The 15,905-nt window shown below is 73.2% G+C and carries 16 protein-coding genes; 4 read left to right on the top strand and 12 right to left on the bottom strand.

Going from position 1 to position 15,905, the window contains the following annotated elements:
* Position 1: 1 nt before the first annotated feature.
* From ACLQ26_RS24545 to ACLQ26_RS24505, 9 genes are read right to left on the bottom strand one after another with little or no spacing between them, the layout of a single operon-like run.
* Positions 2–1,036: a beta-ketoacyl synthase N-terminal-like domain-containing protein gene (locus ACLQ26_RS24545; RefSeq protein WP_425746669.1), complete on the bottom strand. Its 1,035-nt coding sequence runs from the start codon at positions 1,034–1,036 to the stop codon at positions 2–4.
* Complete coding sequence (locus tag ACLQ26_RS24540) at positions 1,033–2,238, bottom strand: beta-ketoacyl-[acyl-carrier-protein] synthase family protein (RefSeq protein ID WP_425746668.1); 1,206 nt, start codon at positions 2,236–2,238, stop codon at positions 1,033–1,035. The genes ACLQ26_RS24545 and ACLQ26_RS24540 overlap by 4 nt, the downstream gene beginning before the upstream one ends.
* A gap of 2 nt (positions 2,239–2,240) precedes the next feature.
* Positions 2,241–2,495, bottom strand: coding sequence for an acyl carrier protein (locus tag ACLQ26_RS24535; RefSeq protein WP_354855241.1), 255 nt, complete (start codon positions 2,493–2,495; stop codon positions 2,241–2,243).
* 18 nt (positions 2,496–2,513) lie between these two features.
* The gene (locus ACLQ26_RS24530) at positions 2,514–2,987 is read right to left on the bottom strand and encodes a 3-hydroxyacyl-ACP dehydratase FabZ family protein (protein ID WP_425746667.1); all 474 of its coding nucleotides are present in this window, start codon (positions 2,985–2,987) and stop codon (positions 2,514–2,516) included.
* Complete coding sequence (locus ACLQ26_RS24525) at positions 2,984–3,457, bottom strand: hypothetical protein (protein ID WP_363685957.1); 474 nt, start codon at positions 3,455–3,457, stop codon at positions 2,984–2,986. Before ACLQ26_RS24525 ends, ACLQ26_RS24530 begins: the two co-directional genes overlap by 4 nt.
* On the bottom strand, positions 3,454–4,206 hold the full coding sequence (fabG, locus tag ACLQ26_RS24520) for a 3-oxoacyl-[acyl-carrier-protein] reductase (protein ID WP_425746666.1): 753 nt from the start codon (positions 4,204–4,206) through the stop codon (positions 3,454–3,456). Before fabG ends, ACLQ26_RS24525 begins: the two co-directional genes overlap by 4 nt.
* Positions 4,207–4,218: 12 nt before the next feature.
* A complete protein-coding gene (locus ACLQ26_RS24515) occupies positions 4,219–5,472 on the bottom strand; it encodes a CaiB/BaiF CoA transferase family protein (RefSeq protein ID WP_425746665.1) in 1,254 nt (417 codons plus the stop codon).
* A gap of 5 nt (positions 5,473–5,477) precedes the next feature.
* Complete coding sequence (locus tag ACLQ26_RS24510) at positions 5,478–6,617, bottom strand: steroid 3-ketoacyl-CoA thiolase (RefSeq protein ID WP_425746664.1); 1,140 nt, start codon at positions 6,615–6,617, stop codon at positions 5,478–5,480.
* Positions 6,618–6,658: 41 nt separating this feature from the next.
* A complete protein-coding gene (locus ACLQ26_RS24505) occupies positions 6,659–7,933 on the bottom strand; it encodes a cytochrome P450 (protein ID WP_425746663.1) in 1,275 nt (424 codons plus the stop codon).
* A gap of 78 nt (positions 7,934–8,011) precedes the next feature.
* Here ACLQ26_RS24505 and ACLQ26_RS24500 point away from each other — a divergent pair, with 78 nt between their 5' ends.
* The 4 genes from ACLQ26_RS24500 (at position 8,012) to ACLQ26_RS24485 (ending at position 13,503) form a co-directional block, all read left to right on the top strand.
* Positions 8,012–9,223: a cytochrome P450 gene (locus ACLQ26_RS24500; RefSeq protein WP_425746662.1), complete on the top strand. Its 1,212-nt coding sequence runs from the start codon at positions 8,012–8,014 to the stop codon at positions 9,221–9,223.
* Complete coding sequence (locus tag ACLQ26_RS24495) at positions 9,220–10,428, top strand: cytochrome P450 (RefSeq protein ID WP_425746661.1); 1,209 nt, start codon at positions 9,220–9,222, stop codon at positions 10,426–10,428. Before ACLQ26_RS24500 ends, ACLQ26_RS24495 begins: the two co-directional genes overlap by 4 nt.
* 24 nt (positions 10,429–10,452) lie before the next feature.
* A complete protein-coding gene (locus ACLQ26_RS24490; RefSeq protein WP_425746660.1) occupies positions 10,453–12,720 on the top strand; it encodes a xanthine dehydrogenase family protein molybdopterin-binding subunit in 2,268 nt (755 codons plus the stop codon).
* Between the two features lie 306 nt (positions 12,721–13,026).
* The gene (locus ACLQ26_RS24485; protein ID WP_425746659.1) at positions 13,027–13,503 is read left to right on the top strand and encodes a hypothetical protein; all 477 of its coding nucleotides are present in this window, start codon (positions 13,027–13,029) and stop codon (positions 13,501–13,503) included.
* 41 nt (positions 13,504–13,544) lie between these two features.
* Here the strand turns inward: ACLQ26_RS24485 and ACLQ26_RS24480 are convergent, their stop codons facing one another.
* Genes ACLQ26_RS24480 through ACLQ26_RS24470 form a run of 3 tightly spaced genes read right to left on the bottom strand, consistent with a single transcriptional unit; the run spans position 13,545 to position 15,812 of the window.
* A complete protein-coding gene (locus tag ACLQ26_RS24480) occupies positions 13,545–13,739 on the bottom strand; it encodes a ferredoxin (protein WP_007460197.1) in 195 nt (64 codons plus the stop codon).
* Positions 13,740–13,742: 3 nt separating this feature from the next.
* Positions 13,743–14,765, bottom strand: coding sequence for a methyltransferase (locus ACLQ26_RS24475; RefSeq protein ID WP_425746658.1), 1,023 nt, complete (start codon positions 14,763–14,765; stop codon positions 13,743–13,745).
* A 9-nt stretch (positions 14,766–14,774) separates the two neighbouring features.
* A complete protein-coding gene (locus ACLQ26_RS24470; RefSeq protein ID WP_425746657.1) occupies positions 14,775–15,812 on the bottom strand; it encodes a methyltransferase in 1,038 nt (345 codons plus the stop codon).
* Between the last annotated feature and the right edge of the window lie 93 nt (positions 15,813–15,905).

Here is a 15,905-nt window from a genome sequence, read left to right as displayed (position 1 = left end):
CCTACCCCCGCACCACAGCCGCGGCGACAGCGCCGTCACGCGACCGCCCGACGATAAGCGCGGGCCGACCGCGCGCGGCCGGATCCTCGGCGTAGTGGCCCAGCAGCACGCCCAGCGCCAGCGCGCCGGTGGCAGACTGGCAGTCCCCGAGCGCCGGACGCACCGACATCCGCTGCGCGGCAGCCGGCACCACCTCGGAGAGACTGTCGGCGTCGAGTTCACCACTCGCGATGGCCCACACGTCGGCCGGGCGAACCTTCGCCGTGGCCAGCGCCCGACGGACGCAGCCGGCGAGCCCGTCGGCGGTCTGCTCCGGTTGGAAACCGGTGGCCACCGCGAGTACCTGGGCGCGCGGCGTCCCGGTCAGCCCGGGTGTCGGGCGGCGCAGCAGATAGACCGCCGCCGCCTCACCGGCCGGGCCGGCGCCGGTCAGCTCCGCCGCCCACGCCGTGTTCGGCGTGTACTCCTCCACCCCGCCGACCAGCAGGGCGTCGACATATCCCCGGCGCAGGGCGTTGAGCGCGTAGCGCAGCGCGTACAGGAAGGCGAGCGGGCCGCCGGCCACCGTGGCGTTGACGCCCCGCAGCCCGTAGCGGATCGCGGCCTGGCCGCTGGCGCAGTTCATCACCGTGTTCGGGAACAACACCGGGTTGACCAGGTACGGCTTGTCCTGCACAAGCGTCTCGCGGGAGAAGTCCATGGTGGACTTCAGGCTGCCGGTGGTGGTGCCCAGCACCACGCCGACGCGGTGCCGGTTGTCGTCGTCCGGGGTGAGTCCCCCGTCGGCCAGCGCCCGCCCGCAGGCCACCATCGCCAGCGCCGTCGCCCGGTCCAGGAAGCTGGTGCCCTTGCGGCCCAGCAGTCGGCGTACGTCGAAGTCGGCGATCGCCGGGGCCTGCGCCGTGGGCAGCGGCTCGTCGAAGCGGTCGCGCACGTCCACGCCGACGACGGCGCCGGCGCGTACGGCTGCCAGCAACTCGGTGACCGAGTCCCCCGCCGCGCTGAGCACCCCCCAGCCGGTCACCAGGCCGGTCACCGGATCGCCCCGAAGATCGTGATGGCGTTGTTGCCGCCGAAGGCGAAGCCGTTGTTCTGCGCGACCCGCACCGTGGCCGGCCGGGCCGTGTTCGGCACCGGATCGATCCACGACAGCTCCGGGTCGGGGTTGGCCCAGTTGATGGTCGGCGGCAGGAACCCGTGCCGGATGCCCAGCGTGGTGGCGATCGCGCCGAATCCGCTCGCCGCCCCCATCGTGTGCCCGAGCATCGACTTGATCGAGCTGACCGGCGGCACCCGCTCGCCGAACACCGCCCGGATGGCCCGCGCCTCACACAGGTCGTTGGCGGGCGTGCCGGTGCCGTGCGTGCTGATGTAGTCGATGTCCTCCGGCTTCACCCCGGCGTTCTCCTGGGCCAGCCGCATGCACGCCGCGACGCTGTCCTCGTTGGGCGCGACCATGTGGTGGGCGTCGCAGTTGACGCCGTACCCGAGCACCTCGGCGTAGATCCGGGCACCCCGCTCCCGCGCGTGCTCAAGGGTCTCCAGCACCAGGGCCGCGCCGCCCTCGCCGGTGAGGATGCCGGAGCGGTCCCGGTCGAACGGCCGGCAGGCCCGCTCGGTAAGTGCGCCGAGCCGGTAGAAGCCGGCATGCGCCCAGCGGCACACCGAGTCGGCGCCGCCGGCCACCATCACGTCCGCCTCCCCCCAACACAACAGGTCGTACGCGTACCCGATGGCGTAGTTGCTGGCCGAGCAGGCGGTGGTGAGGGTGACCGACTCCCCGGCCAGTCCCAGCTCGGCGCTCACCGCGTAGGACAGCCGCTCGGCCGGCGCCTGCCGCAGCGCCTCGGCCGACATGGCCGGGTAGCCGTCGGCCACCAGTTCCGCGGTGAGCTGTTCCACGACCGTGGACTCGCCACTCGTGGTGCCGATGACCGCGCCGACGCGCCCCGGGTCGGTGGTCGGCAGCGACAGACCCGCGTCCAGCGCGGCCAGCCGGGCGGCGGCCGCCGCGAACAGCGCCGAGCGGCCCCAGTCGGCGACCCGCAGCCGCCGCAGCAGCGCCTCCGGCCGGAACGCGGGCACCTCACCGGCCCAGTGGTGCGGGAACCCCGTCGTGTCGAAGCTCGTGATGGGCGCGGCGGCCGACCGGCCGGAGCGCAGCCCGTCGGTGAACTCGTGCACGCCGATACCGATGCCGGACACCGGGCCGAGCCCCGTGACGACCACGCGGTGCACGGTCAGTCCTGCCAGCCGGCGTGTCGCGCCACCACCTCGTGGACGGCCTTGAGGCTGCGCATCTCGTTCAACTCGGCCTGCGGGATCTCCACCTTGTACTTCTTCTCGATCCGGGCCAGGATCTCGATCGCCCGCAACGAGTCCGCCTCGTACTCCTCGACGAAGTCGGCGGTGTCGGCGACCTCCTCGGGTTCCAACTCGAGCACCTCCGCGACGATCTCCCGCAGCTCCGCCATGTGCTGGTCGCGCTCACTCATCGAAATTCCCTCTTCCTCTCATCGTTTCCGCTCCGCGATGGCGTCGGCCGGTCGGACGACCGCCATCATCGAGCCGAACTCCGCCACCTGGTCGGTCCCCACCCAGCTGGATCCGGCGGCGAACGCGGCGCCGTGCACGACCTGTTCCAGTCGAACCCGGTGCCGGATCACGTCGCCCGGGTACACCGGGCGCAGCAGCACGCAGTCACGGGCCGCGGTGAACATCGGCAGCCCGGTCGTGCCCGGCCCCCGCGACAGCAGCCACAGCACCGCCGCGCCCTGACCGAACGACTCGATCAGCAGCGACGCCGGATACGCGTACCGGTCGGGGGCCTGTCCCTCGGCGATCCCCCGGTAGCAGGGCTCGCAGCCGGTGACCGCCTTGACGGCCTCCAGGCTCACGCCCGGCTCGACGCTGTCGACCCGGTCGAGCAGCAGCATCGGGTACCGGTGCGGCAGCAGGGACCGCAACTCGCCGTGGTCGAGTCTCATCGGGCGTTCCCGCCGTCCGCGCTCGGCCAGCGGTAGACGGCACGCACCGTCGCCGCGTGGACGCCGTCGTCGCGTACGCACCGGGCGGTCACGTCGAAGGACTGGTCCTCGCCGACCGGGCCGACCGACGCCTCGACGGTGAGCGTGTCGCCGGCCAGCAGCGGGGCGAGGAACCGGGCGGAGCGCAACAGGTGCAGCTGGGGCAGCCGGCCGGCGCAGTAGCCGACGGCCGCCGTCACGGCCTGCCCGATCGTCTCCAGGGTGAAGACGCCCGGATAGACGGTCAGCTCGGGGAAGTGCCCGGCCAGGTAGACGTCGGTGGCGTCGACGGTGACGCCGGCGCGCAGGCCGATCCCGCCGCGCGGCCCGGCGGACACCTCGACCCAGTCGATCGCCGGCAGGGGCGCCGCCGCGGCCTCGTACGTGTCGACGGGGCGGGTCGCGGCGCTGAACGCGGGTGCGGCGGTCACAGCACGATCCCCCCGTCCACGCGGATCACCTGGCCGGTGACGTAGCCGGCGCGTTCGGAGAGCAGGAACTCGACAAGCTCGGCGACGTCGGCGGGCGCGCCGAAGCGGCCCAGCGGGATCTGCCCCAGCGCCTGTTCGCGCAGTTTCGCCGGCAGCGCGGCGGTCATGTCGGTCTCGATGAAGCCGGGGGCGACCACGTTTACCCGTACGCCGTACCCGGCGACCTCCTTGGCCAGCGACAGGCTGAGCCCGATGATGCCGGCCTTGCTCGCGGCGTAGTTGGTCTGCCCGGTGTTGCCGGTGACCCCGGCGACCGAGGAGAGGTTGACGATGGCGCCGCGGCGTCGCTTGAGGAAGCGGAACGCGACCGTCCGGCAGGTGTTCCAGGTGCCGGTGAGGTTGGTGCCGATCACGTCGTGCCACTCGTCCGGGGCCATCAGCACAAGCGGTCGGTCCCGGGTGATGCCGGCGTTGTTGACGAGCGCCGTGAGCGGTCCGAGGTGCTTCTCGGCGGCGGTGACGAACGCGTCGACAGCGTTCGGGTCGGTCACGTCGCACGGCCCGAACCACGACCCGACCCCGTACGCCTCGACCTCCGCCCGGGTCTTCTCGGCGGCCTCGCTGGGCGCGCTGTAGCAGCCCGCCACCGCGTACCCCTCGGATGCGAGCCGGAGCGCGACGGCCCGGCCGATTCCCCGGGACACCCCGGTCACCAGCGCGCAGCGTGACGCCTCGCCTGCCGTTGTCATGTCACCCCCTGCTCATCCGATGGCCCGTTGCGCGCGCAGCCGTTCCCGCGTTGCCGCGTCGACGCCCACCTCGTCGAGGACCCGGTCGGTGTCCGCGCCGGGCTCGGGTGCGCCGGAGCGGACGGCTGTCGGTGTCCGGGAGAACTTGACCGCCGGCCCGGTCAGCGGCGCGGTGCTGCCGTTGGACAGCACCGTCTCCTGCACCATCGCGCGGGCGTGGACCTGCGGGTCGGTCGCGGCCTCGGCGAAGGTCCGCACCCGTTCGGCGGTGATCCCGGACGCGTCGAGGGTGGCGACCACCTCGGCGCAGGTCCGCCCGGCGAACCAGTCGGCGACTACCGCGTTGACCGTGGCGCGGTTGGCGCGGCGTTCCTCGTTCGTCGCGTAGCCGGGTGCGCGGGCCAGTTCGGGGCGGCCGACGACCTCGGCCAGTCGACGCCAGGAGCGGTCCAGTGCGACGGCCACGTAGACGTGGCCGTCGGCGCACCGGAAGCAGCCGGCCGGCACGACGAAGTCGGCCTGGTCGCCCCAGCGGCGCAGCGGCACCCCTGTCGCGCCGAGGGTGAGGTAGCCGTTGCTGGAGAACAGCAGCGAGTCGAGCATGCTCACGTCGACGTGCTGACCCTCGCCGGTGCGGTCGCGGTGGCGCAGCGCGGCGAGCGCGCCGATCACCGCGTGCAGCCCGGCGAGGTCGTCGGCGAGGAAGGTGGGCGCCTTCAGCGGCGTGCCGTCGGGGTCGCCGTTGAGCGCCATCCAGCCGGCGGCGGCCTGGGTGGTCGGGTCGTACCCGGGTCGTTGCGCGTCAGGGCCGTACTGGCCGTAGCCGGAGACGGAGACCAGCACCACGTCCGGCCGGACCTCCCGGCACTGCGCGTAGCCGACGCCCCAGGCGTCAAGCGTCCCGGGCTTGTAGTTCTCCACCACCACGTCGGCCGTGGCGACGAGCCGCAGGAACACCTCGGCCGCGCCGGGGCGGCGCAGGTCGAGCCCGATGCTGCGCTTGTTGCGGTGCACGCTCTGCCGGAACCAGGACAGGCCGGTGCCGGGGATGTCCGGGGGCATCAACCCCTCCCGGTTGCCGGGCATCTCCACCCGCAGGACGTCCGCGCCGAGGTCGGCCAGGACGCAACTGGCGATCGGGCCGGACCAGACCTTCGTGACGTCCAGGACCCGTACGCCGTGCAACGGCCCGGTCAGGTCGTGCCGGGCGTCGGCGTAGAAGTCCGCGGCGTCGCGGGCGGGCGCGGTACGCGTCTCGGTGTCCATGCCGCCTACTCCCGCACCAGCAGCGACGCCGTGCCGAGCGAGCCGCCGCAGCACATGGTGACAAGTGCCGCCTCGCCGTCGGCGCGTTCCAGCTCGTGCAGGGCGGTCACCAGCAGCCGGGTGCCGCTGCTGCCCAGCGGATGCCCGAGCGAGATGGCGCCGCCGTTGACGTTCACCCGGTCCAGGTCGGCGTCGTGGTGCGCCGCCCAGGACAGCACGACCGCTGCGAACGCCTCGTTGACCTCGACGACGTCGATGTCGGCGAGGGTCATCCCGGCGCGCTTGAGCAGCTTGCGGGTGGCCACGGTGGGGCCGTCGAGCAGGTAGTAGGGGTCGGCGCCGGTGACGACCTGCTGCGCCAGCCGGGCCCGGGGCCGCAGGCCGTGCGCGGTGGCCCGCTCCCGCGACATCCACAGGACCGCCGCCGCGCCGTCGGAGATCTGCGAGGTGGTGCCGGCGGTGTGGATGCCGTCCGGGAGCACCGGACGCAGGGCCGCCAACCCCTCCGCTGTGGTGTCGCGGATGCCTTGGTCGGCGTCGACCGACGTGCCGTCGGGCAGCGGCACCGCTGTGATCTCCCGGTCGAAGCGGCCCTCGTCGCGGGCCCGCGCCGCGCGCTGCTGCGAGCGCAGCCCGTAGGCGTCGGCGTCCGCGCGGGTCAGCCCCTGCCGGGCCGCGATCCGCTCCGCTCCGCCGAACTGCGCCTTCGGCGGATCGTCGTACGGGTAGTCGGGTGTCTTGTAGTGGCCCGGCCCCTGGTAGAGGTTGGTGCCGACGGGCACCCGGCTCATCGACTCCACGCCGCAGGCGATGCCCACGTCGATGGCGCCGGCAGTGATCAGCGCCGCGATCAGGTGGTTGGCCTGCTGCGCGGAGCCGCACGAGGCGTCGACGGTGCTCGCCCCGACCTCGTAGTCGAGGCCACTGTCGAGCCAGGCGTTGCGGGTGACGTTGAGGCTCTGCTCGCCGACCTGGGTGACGCAACCGCCGATGATCTGCTCCACCTCGCCGGGCTCGACGCCGGCCCGACGGAGCACCTCGACCTGCACGTGGCGCAGCAACTGCACGGCCTTCAGGCCGGACAGCACACCGTCGCGCCGACCGATAGGCGTCCGCACCGCCTCGACGATCACCGCCTCCGGCATGGACTCCCCCTCCTGGTCGGCGCGTGGTGGTTCGTGGGTGCTCAGGCCGGGACGAGCCGGACGCGCAGCTCCTCCAGGCCCCGGAACGTGCTGCTGTGCCGCCACTCGAGGTCGATCTCGTCGGCGTCCGGGTCGGCCAGCTCGATCACCGCGAACCGGTCGACCAGACGGCGGAAGGCGATCTGGCCCTCGGCGCGGGCGAGCTGCGCCCCGAGGCAGTGGTGCGGGCCCCAGGCGAACGACAGCGGCGTCTCCGGCGGTTCGGCGCCGGCGAAACGGGCGATGTCGAGGCGGTCCGGGTCGGCGTAGCGGGCCGGGTCACGGTTGGCCGCGCCGATCAGGGTGATCACGTGTTCGCCGCTGTTGAGCGGTGTGCCGTCGACGAAGGTGGTGTCCTCGAACGCGGCACGCCCCAGCACGTGCACCGGGGAGTCGAAGCGCAGCAGCTCCTCGACCGCGGAGCGGGTCAGCTCCGGTTCGGCGCGCAGCCGCTGCAACTGGGCCGGGTTGCGGCACAGCGCGTGCGTGCCGAGGCCGATCAGGTCGGTCATGGTCTGGAAGCCCGCGCCGAACAGCAGCACGATCACCTGGATCAGCTCGTCGACCGAGAGCCGGTCGCCGTCGATCTCGACCTGGCCGAGCGCGGACGCGAGGTCGTCGCGGGGGTCCTCGCGGCGCTTGCGGACCAGGTCGGCGAAGTACTCCTCCATCTCGCCGAGCGCCTGGTCGGACGCCTTGAGCACCTCCTCGGGGGCGAAGATCTCCAGCCCGCCGGACGCGGCGCGGGTGAGCCGGCGCAGCAGCGGCCAGTCCTCCGGCGGCACGCCGACCAGTTCGCCGATCACCATGACCGGCAGCGGGAAGCCGAACGAGCCGACGATGTCGACCTCGCCGCCGCCGGGGCCGATGCGGGCGGTGATGTCGTCGAGCAGGCCGTCGACGAAGGCGGCCAGTCGGGGACGCAGGGTCTCGGTGCGCCGCGGGGTGAACACCCGGCTGACCAGCCCGCGCAGCCGGGTGTGCTCCGGCCCGTCGAGGAACAGCAGGGTGCGGGCGCCCTCGCGGCCGCGGGAGTCGCCCATCCGGGGGCGTTGGGCCGACTTGTCCAGCGACGGGTTGCGCAGCGCGGCCCGACAGTCGTCGTACGCGGTGAGCACCCAACCCACACCCTGACCGGGCTGTTCCATCCGGTACTTCGGCGCCGCGGTGCGCAGCGCGTGGTAGTGCGGGTAGGGGCTGCTGACGGTGGCCGGAGCCTTCATCAGCAACTCCATCGCGATGATCCGGGGGTCAGCGCTCACCACGGTCTCGGTCATGGCTCGGAAGCCTAATAGTGTTTCGCGTATCTCGGAAGTACTTGTTTCTCGTATCTTTGGTTGAGCATACTGGCGGGCATGACCTCGGCCCGTACCGGCATGCCGCCGAGATTCGACGCCCGCGACCCCGCCGTGGCGGCCGACCCCTACCCCACCTACGCGGCGCTGCGGGCGGCCGGCCCGCTGTGCCGGATGGGCCCGGGCAGCTGGGGTGTCACCCGCTACGCCGACGTCGCCCGGCTGGTCCGTGACCCGCGCCTGGGCAGCGAGTTCCCCGCCGCCTACCACCGAATGTCGGCAGGCGACGGCGCGGCCGGCGACTTCTTCGGCAGCATCATCCTCTACCGCGACCCGCCCGAGCACGGCCGGCTGCGCCGGCTGATGGCCAAGGCGTTCAGCCCGGCGCTGGTCCGCCGGCTGCGGCCCCGGATCGAGCAGATGGTCACCGAGCTGCTGGCCCCGGCCGCCCGCACCGGAGGCTTCGACGCGGTCTCGGATCTCGCTTTTCCCCTGCCGGTGATGGTGGTGTGCGCCCTGATGGGCATCCCACCGGCCGACCACGAACGCATCCGCCCGTACGCGCTGGACCTGAGCAAGGCGTTCGCGGCGATCGTGCCCGACGACGACCGCCCGGCCGCCGACCGGGCTGTCGAGTGGCTGCGCGGCTACCTCGGCGACATCCTCGAGCGGCGTCGCGCCGAACCCGGCGAGGACCTGCTGTCGCGGATGCTCGCCGCGACCGACGACGACGGCGCCGTGCTCGGGCACGACGAGATCGTGGACAACGCGGTCTTCGCCTTCTTCGCCGGCTTCGAGACCACCACCAACCTGATCGCCACCGGGGTGGCCGCCCTGCTCGACCACCCCGAGCAGCTCGCCCTGCTGCGCGCCGACCCGTCCCGCACACCGGCGGCGGTGGAGGAGTTCCTCCGCTACGACGCACCCATCCAGGGCGTCGCCCGCCTGGTCCGCGAGGACCTCGACATCGGCGACCGCACCATCCGCGCCGGCCGGGTGCTGATCCTGCTGATCGGCAGCGCCAACCGCGACCCGGAGCAGTTCGCCGCGCCGGACCGCCTCGACATCACCCGCGCGGAGAACCCGCACCTGTCCTTCGGCGGCGGCATCCACCACTGCCTCGGCGGCTACCTGGCCCGAGTGGAGGCGCAGGTCGCGTTCGAGACCCTGCTGCGCACGTATCCCACGCTGACCCCGGCCGGCCCGGCCCGCCGGCAGACCGACGGGACGCTGCGCTCGTACGCCAGCGTGCCCGTGGCGGTGCGGCCGTGAGCCCCGCCGGCCGCGTCCTGCCGGCGCGGATGGACCCGCTCGCGCCCGAGGTCGTCGCCGACCCGTACCCGACGTACGCGCGGATGCGGGCGGCCGGCCCGCTGTGTCGCTTCGGGCCGGCGAGTTGGGGCGTGACCCGGCACCGGGACGTCGCCGCGCTGCTACGCGACCGCCGGCTGAGCAACACCTTCCCGGAGGACGACCCGCAGTTCCGGATGGCACAGGACCTCTCCCGCGAGGTGTTCCGCCGCATCATTCCCACCCGTGACCCGGACGACCACAGCCGGCTGCACCAGCAGGTCGTCCGCGCGTTCAGCCCCGGCGTGGCCCGACGCACCGCGAGCCGCGTCGGCGACCTCGTCGACGAACTGCTCGCCCCGGCGCTGGACACCGGGCGAATGGACGCCGTGGCCGACCTGGCGTTCCCGGTCGCCGCGACTGTCGTGTGCGAACTCATCGGCCTGCCGGCGGCGCGGACCCGGGCCGAGGTCTGGCCCCGCTCGGGGGCGCTGGGCCGGGCCTTCACCCCGTTCCTGCCCGAGGCCGACCGGGCGGCGGCCGACGAGGCGCTGGCCTGGCTGCGCGGGTACGTCCGCGACCTGCTCGCCAATCGGCACGCCGACCTCGGCGGCGACCTGCTCGACCGGATGCTCGCCGTGGCCGACCCCGCCGAGGGGATCGAGGAGGTCGTCGACAACATCGTCTTCCTCTGCTTCACCGGCTACGAGACGACAATGAACATGGTCTGCACCGGCAGCGTCGCCCTGGCCGACCGACCCGACGAGTGGCGTCGACTGCGCGCCGACCCGTCGCTGTCCGCCACCGCGGCCGAGGAGTTCGTCCGGTTCGACTCCCCGATCCAGTACACGGCGCGGCTGGCGCTGGAGCCGATCCCTGTCGGCGACCGGGTGATCAGGCCCGGCCGGTCGGTCTTCCTGCTGCTCGGCTGCGCCAACCACGACGAGGACGTGTTTCCCGACCCGGGTCGCGTCGACATCGGCCGCCACCCCAACCCGCACGTCGGCTTCGGCGGCGGCGTGCGCGGCTGCCTCGGCGCCGCGCTGGCCCGCATCGAGGGAGCTGTCGTCTTCGAGCGGCTCGCGCGTCGGGTCGCCGGCATCGAGCTGGCCGCCGACCCGGTCCGCGAGCCCAGCGCCCTCTTCCGGTCGTACGCGTCGATCCCGCTCGCCGTCAGCCCGGCCTGACCCGGGCGGAACCTGGAGTCGCAGATGTCTTTGATCGGCCGACCGGTCCGACGCACCGAGGACCGGGCCCTGCTCACGACCGGCGGAACGTACGTCGACGACGTACGGGTGCCCGGCTCGCTGGAGCTGGTCGTCGTCCGCTCGACGGTGGCCCACGGCCGGCTGCGGGGCGTGGACACCGACGCCGCCCGCCGGGCGCCCGGCGTGGTCGCGGTGTTCACGGCAACGGACGTGGACCTGCCGCCGCTGCCGCCCGAGGCCGGGGTGCTGAACCAGAAGATGACCACCCCGGTGCTCGCCGACGGGGTGGTGCGCTTCGTCGGCGAACCCGTCGCCGCGGTGCTGGCGACCAGCCGCGCCGAAGCTGTCGACGCCGCCGCCCTCGTCGCGGCCGACATCGAGGCGCTGCCGGTGCTTGTCGACGTCGAGGAGGCGCTCACCGACGAGCGGGTGCTGCACCCCGAGGCCGGCACGAACATGGTGCTGAAGCTGGGCTTCCGGCGCCCGGCCGGGCGTGCTGAGCTGCACGAGGGCGCCGAGGTGGTCGTCCGGCAGCGGATGCGCAACCCCCGGGTCGCGCCGTGCCCCCTGGAAGCCCGCGCCGGGCAGGCCCAGTGGGGGCCGGACGGGCTGCGCTACCGCGCCGGCAGCCAGGCCGTGCACCTGTGGCGCAACCAACTCGCGGCGGCCCTCGGTGAGCCGGAGGACCGGGTCCAGGTGGTCAACGGCGACGTCGGCGGGGCGTTCGGCTCCAAGGCGTTCGCCAGCCGCGAGGACGTCCTCGTCGCCTGGGCCAGCCGTCGACTCGGCCGGCCGGTGCGCTGGGCGGAGACCCGCAGCGAGAGCATGATCGCCGCCGGGCACGGCCGGGCCCAGCACCAGAGCGCCGAGCTGGGCGGCACCCGCGACGGGCGGATCGTGTCGTACGCCCTCGAGATCGTCCAGGACGCCGGGGCGTACCCGCGCATCGGCGCGATCCTGCCGTTCTGGACCCGCACGATGCTCACCGGCCCGTACGCGATCAGCCGGGCGAAGTTCAGCTCGTCGAGCGTCACCACCACGACCACGCCCGTGGTGTCGTACCGGGGCGCAGGGCAGCCGGAGGCCGTCGCCGCGCTGGAGCGGATGGTCGACGTGTACGCGGCGGAGATCGGCCTGGACCCGGCCGAGGTACGCCGGCGCAACCTGCTGCCGCCGGAGAGCTTCCCCGTCACCACGATCACCCGCGCCCGCTACGACACCGGCGACTACCCCGCGGCGCTCGCGCGGGTGCTCGCCGAGGCCGACTACCAGGCGTTACGCGCCGAGCAGGCGGCCCGCCGCGAGCGCGGCGACGTCGAGCAGCTCGGCATCGGCCTGTCCACCTTCGTGGAGATCACCGGCGCGGACACCCGCAGCGAGTACGCCTCGATCCACGTCGACGACACCGGCCGCTTCACCGTCGGATCGGGCACCTGCCCGCACGGGCAGGGCCACGTCACGGCGTGGGCGATGCTCGCCGCCGACGTGCTCGCCGTGGCGCTGGACCGCGTCGACGTACGCCACTCCGACACCGCGACGGTCGCCGCCGGCGGCGGCACCGGCGGGTCCCGGTCGTTGCAGACCGGCGGCATGGCGGTACGCGAGGCGGCCCTGGCCCTGGTGGAGCGGGGGCGGGACGCGGCGGCCGTACACCTGGGTGTGCCCCGCGACGACGTGGAGTACACGGCGGGACGGTTCCGCTCGACCGCCGGGCACGTCGTCTACTGGACCGAACTGGCCGCCGCCGACGACGCCTTGTCCGCGGAGGCGAACTTCCAGCCGACGGCGGCGACCTGCCCGTTCGGCGCGCACCTGGCGGTGGTGCTTGTGGACACCGAGACCGGGCAGGTGACCCTGCGGCAGGTCGTGGCCGTGGACGACGCGGGAGTGCTGCTCAACCCGCTGCTGGCCGAGGGGCAGGTGCACGGCGGCCTCGCGCAGGGTGCCGGTCAGGCGCTTGTGGAGGAGGTCCGCTTCGCCGCCGACGGCACGCCCCTGCACGGTGACCTGCACCGGTACGCCATGATCGGCGCGGCCGAACTGCCCTCCTTCGAGACGGTGGCGACGCAGACCCCCACGCCCGTCAACGCGCTCGGCGCCAAGGGCCTGGGCGAGTCGGGTGCGGTCGGGCTCCCGCCGGCGGTGCAGAACGCCGTCGTCGACGCCGTCCGCCACCTGGGCGTCCGGCACATCGACATGCCGGTGACAGCCGAACGCGTCTGGACAGCCATCCAGGAGGCGACCGCACCGACCAGCTCGGCATCGGCTTGATCAAGTGATGAAAAGTAGGTTCCAGCAGCGTTCCTGACCTACTTTCCATCACTTGATCACCGCGCGGCCCGCCGGTACAGGAAGCCGGCGACCGCTCAGCTCGACGCGTTCGGGACAGGACCGAACGACGCCCGCGAGCAGCCCGGACACAACCGTGCTGTCCGGGACGCATCGGAACGCTGGTGGCCAGCCGAAACGCGCCCCTAGCCTCGGCGCAGATCCCGCGGGTTCCTCGTGTCGGGCGGGATCGCGGCACATGGTCCGCCGCGGGTGGGCGGGCCGTCACCTCTCCCGGAAGGAAAACCCGTGCGGTATCCGAGACTGCTCAGAATCCTCGTCGGCGTCCTCACGTTGGCCACGGTGACGCTCGTCGCCCCGACCCCGGCGCAGGCCGCGAGCCGGTGCAGCACCGGCAGCGCGACCGTGTACAGCCCCACCGGAGGCGTCGGCGCCACCGCCAGCGCGCGGGTCTGCATCAACGACAAGTACCGTCCGACGCTGGACACCAGCAGGTACAACTACGTCAAGGACCAGAAGGCCGACGGGTACGCGGCCCGCGCCTGGTTCCGGTACTACGACACCTGGTACGGCTACTGGGCGACCAGCGGGCCGTTCGTCGCGGACGACACCTCCACCTCGACCGGCGCGGAGATCCCGAACTACGGGTGGCCGGTCGAGAACGTGGACCAGGCGGAGGTCTGGGTGTGCCTCGGCATGGCGCGTCCCGGGTACGGGTCCGAGGACCGCTGTTCGATAGTCGCCTACGTCGAGTACTACGAGTAGCGGGCCACCCGCTCCCCGTCGAACGGGGAGCGGGTGCCTCCTCAGTCGTCCACGACGGACAGCGCCTGCTTCGGGCAGCGGCGGGCTGCCTCGCGTACCCGGTTGGCAAGAGAGCCTTCCAGCGGCTGTTCGGTGATGTGCAGCCGGTCGTCGTCGCCGACGTCGAACACCTCCGGCGCCTGCCCCACACAGACCGCGTTGCTCTCGCAGCGGGAGAAGTCCACGACCAGTCGCATCGCTCACGCCTCCTTCGGGACGATCTCGAGGATGGGGAACATCATGGTGGGCACGCTGCGCGCCAGCCGCAGGTCGGCGGCGTCCAGCAGCCGTTCGATGTGCTCACGGGAGCGCGCGCCACCGCCGACCATGGCCAGCAGGAGCAGGTCGTAGAGGCGGCCCACGTCGAAGCGGTCGCCGGCCTCGACCACCGGCTCCAGCACCAGCAGCCGGCTGTCCGGCCGCATCGCCGCGCGCACGGCCGTCAGCAGCCGTACGGCGTTGTCGTCGTCCCAGCCGTAGAGGATCCGCTTGAGCAGGTACGCATCCGCGCCGGCCGGGATGGTCTCGAAGAAGCTGCCGCCGGTCACCGTGCACCGCTGGGCCACGCCGAGCTTCTGCAGCACCGGTTCGGCCTCGGCGACCACGTGTGGCAGGTCGAACAGGGTGCCCTGCAACTGCGGGAAGCGGGCCATGATGCCGCCGAGGAAGGCGCCGTTGCCGCCGCCGACGTCGGCCACTGTGGTCAGCTCCCCCCAGGGGTACGCGGGCAGCGCCGCCCGCAGCTCCAGCCGGGTGGCCGCCTGCTGGGAGGCGTCGAAGCGGGCGCTGTCGTGCGGGTGTGCGGCCATGTACGGCCAGTAGCCCTCGGGGTGGACCTGGTCGAACGACGCCTCTCCGGTGCGGATGCTGTGGTCGAAGTGGGCCCACGCCTCGATGTCCGGCTCCAGCAGCGGGTACGCGTCGCGCAGCGACAGCGGGTGGTCGGTGCGCAGCGGCTCGGCGAGTTTCGTCAGGCCGAACACCTCGGGTTCGACCTCGGTGAAGATGCCCTTGCCGGCGAGCGCCCGCAGGGCGCGCAGCAGCGACGGCGCGTGCGCTCCGGTGGCCTCGGCCAGCTCGGTGACCGGCCGTGGCCCGTCGACGAGTTGGTCGGCGACGCCCAGCTCGGCGACCGCGCGCACGGTGAACGGCACGATGTAGTCGGCCAGCTCGGTCAGTCGGAACACCGACTCGATGTCGATCCGGGGTCGGCTCGGGGCCATCGATTCCTCCTAGGGGGATGTCAGCTGCGGCCCGGCGGGACCGGCGGCGATCACGGTGAGGGTGGGCGTGGCAACGACTCGGTCCAGCCGCAGGCCGGCGTGGGCCAGCAGGTCGACGAGGTCGTCGCGGGTGCGGTGCCGACCGCCGGTGAGCACCAGGGTGTGCAGGTCGACGAGCTTGGCGACGTCGAAGACGTCGCCGGTGGGGATGATCGCTTCCAGCAGCAGCAGCCGGCTCTGCGGAGCCATGGCCGCGGCGATCCGGCGCAGGATGGCCGTGGCGTCGGCGTCGTCCCAGCCGGGCAGGATCGTCTTGAGCACGTACAGGTCGGCACCGGCCGGTAGCGGGTCGAAGAAGCTGCCCGCCACGATCCGGCACCGGTCGGCGACCCCGGCCTCGGCGAGCAGCGTCGGCGCGGCGGCCACCACGTGGGGCAGGTCGAGCAGGGTGCCGTGCAGGTGCGGGTAGCGGCGCAGCAGGCCGGCCAGGAACGCGCCGTCGCCGCCACCCACGTCGACGAGCTGCCGGGCCTGCGCCCACGGCCACGCCGGCAGGACGGTGCGCAGGTGCAGCCGGGTCAGGCTCGACATCCAGCGGTCGACGGCGAGGCTGTCGGCGGGATGCTCGGCCAGGTAGGACCAGTAGTCGGCGCCGTGGATCCGGGGAAAGGCGGCCTCGCCGGTGCGCAGACACCGGGCGAGCCCGGCCCAGGCGCGCACGTCCGCGGCCATCAGGGGGTACGCGTCGCGCAGCGACAGCGGGTGGTCGGTGCGCAGCGGCTCGGCGAGTTTCGTCAGGCCGAACACCTCGGGTTCGACCTCGGTGAAGATGCCCTTGCCGGCGAGCGCCCGCAGGGCGCGCAGCAGCGACGGCGCGTGCGCTCCGGTGGCCTCGGCCAGCTCGGTGACCGGCCGTGGCCCGTCGACGAGCTCATCGGCGACGCCCAGGTGGGCGATCACCCGGATGGTGAACGGCACGATGTAGTCGGCGAGTTCGGTGAGCCTGGTCAGCGCACCGAGGTCGGTACGGGGCCGCGCCGCCAGCATCAACCGCCTCCACTATCGCGTGTCTTGTATCTCGTGTATCTGCACACTAGCTTGTGAGCGGGTCGCTGTCACCGTCGTCACGGGAGGCACGGG

Origin of the sequence: Micromonospora sp. DT43 (assembly GCF_049841645.1) — a bacterium.
Lineage (GTDB): Bacteria > Actinomycetota > Actinomycetes > Mycobacteriales > Micromonosporaceae > Micromonospora.
The sequence above is the reverse complement of the archived record's forward strand: the minus strand, read 5'-3'. Positions and strand labels throughout refer to the sequence as shown.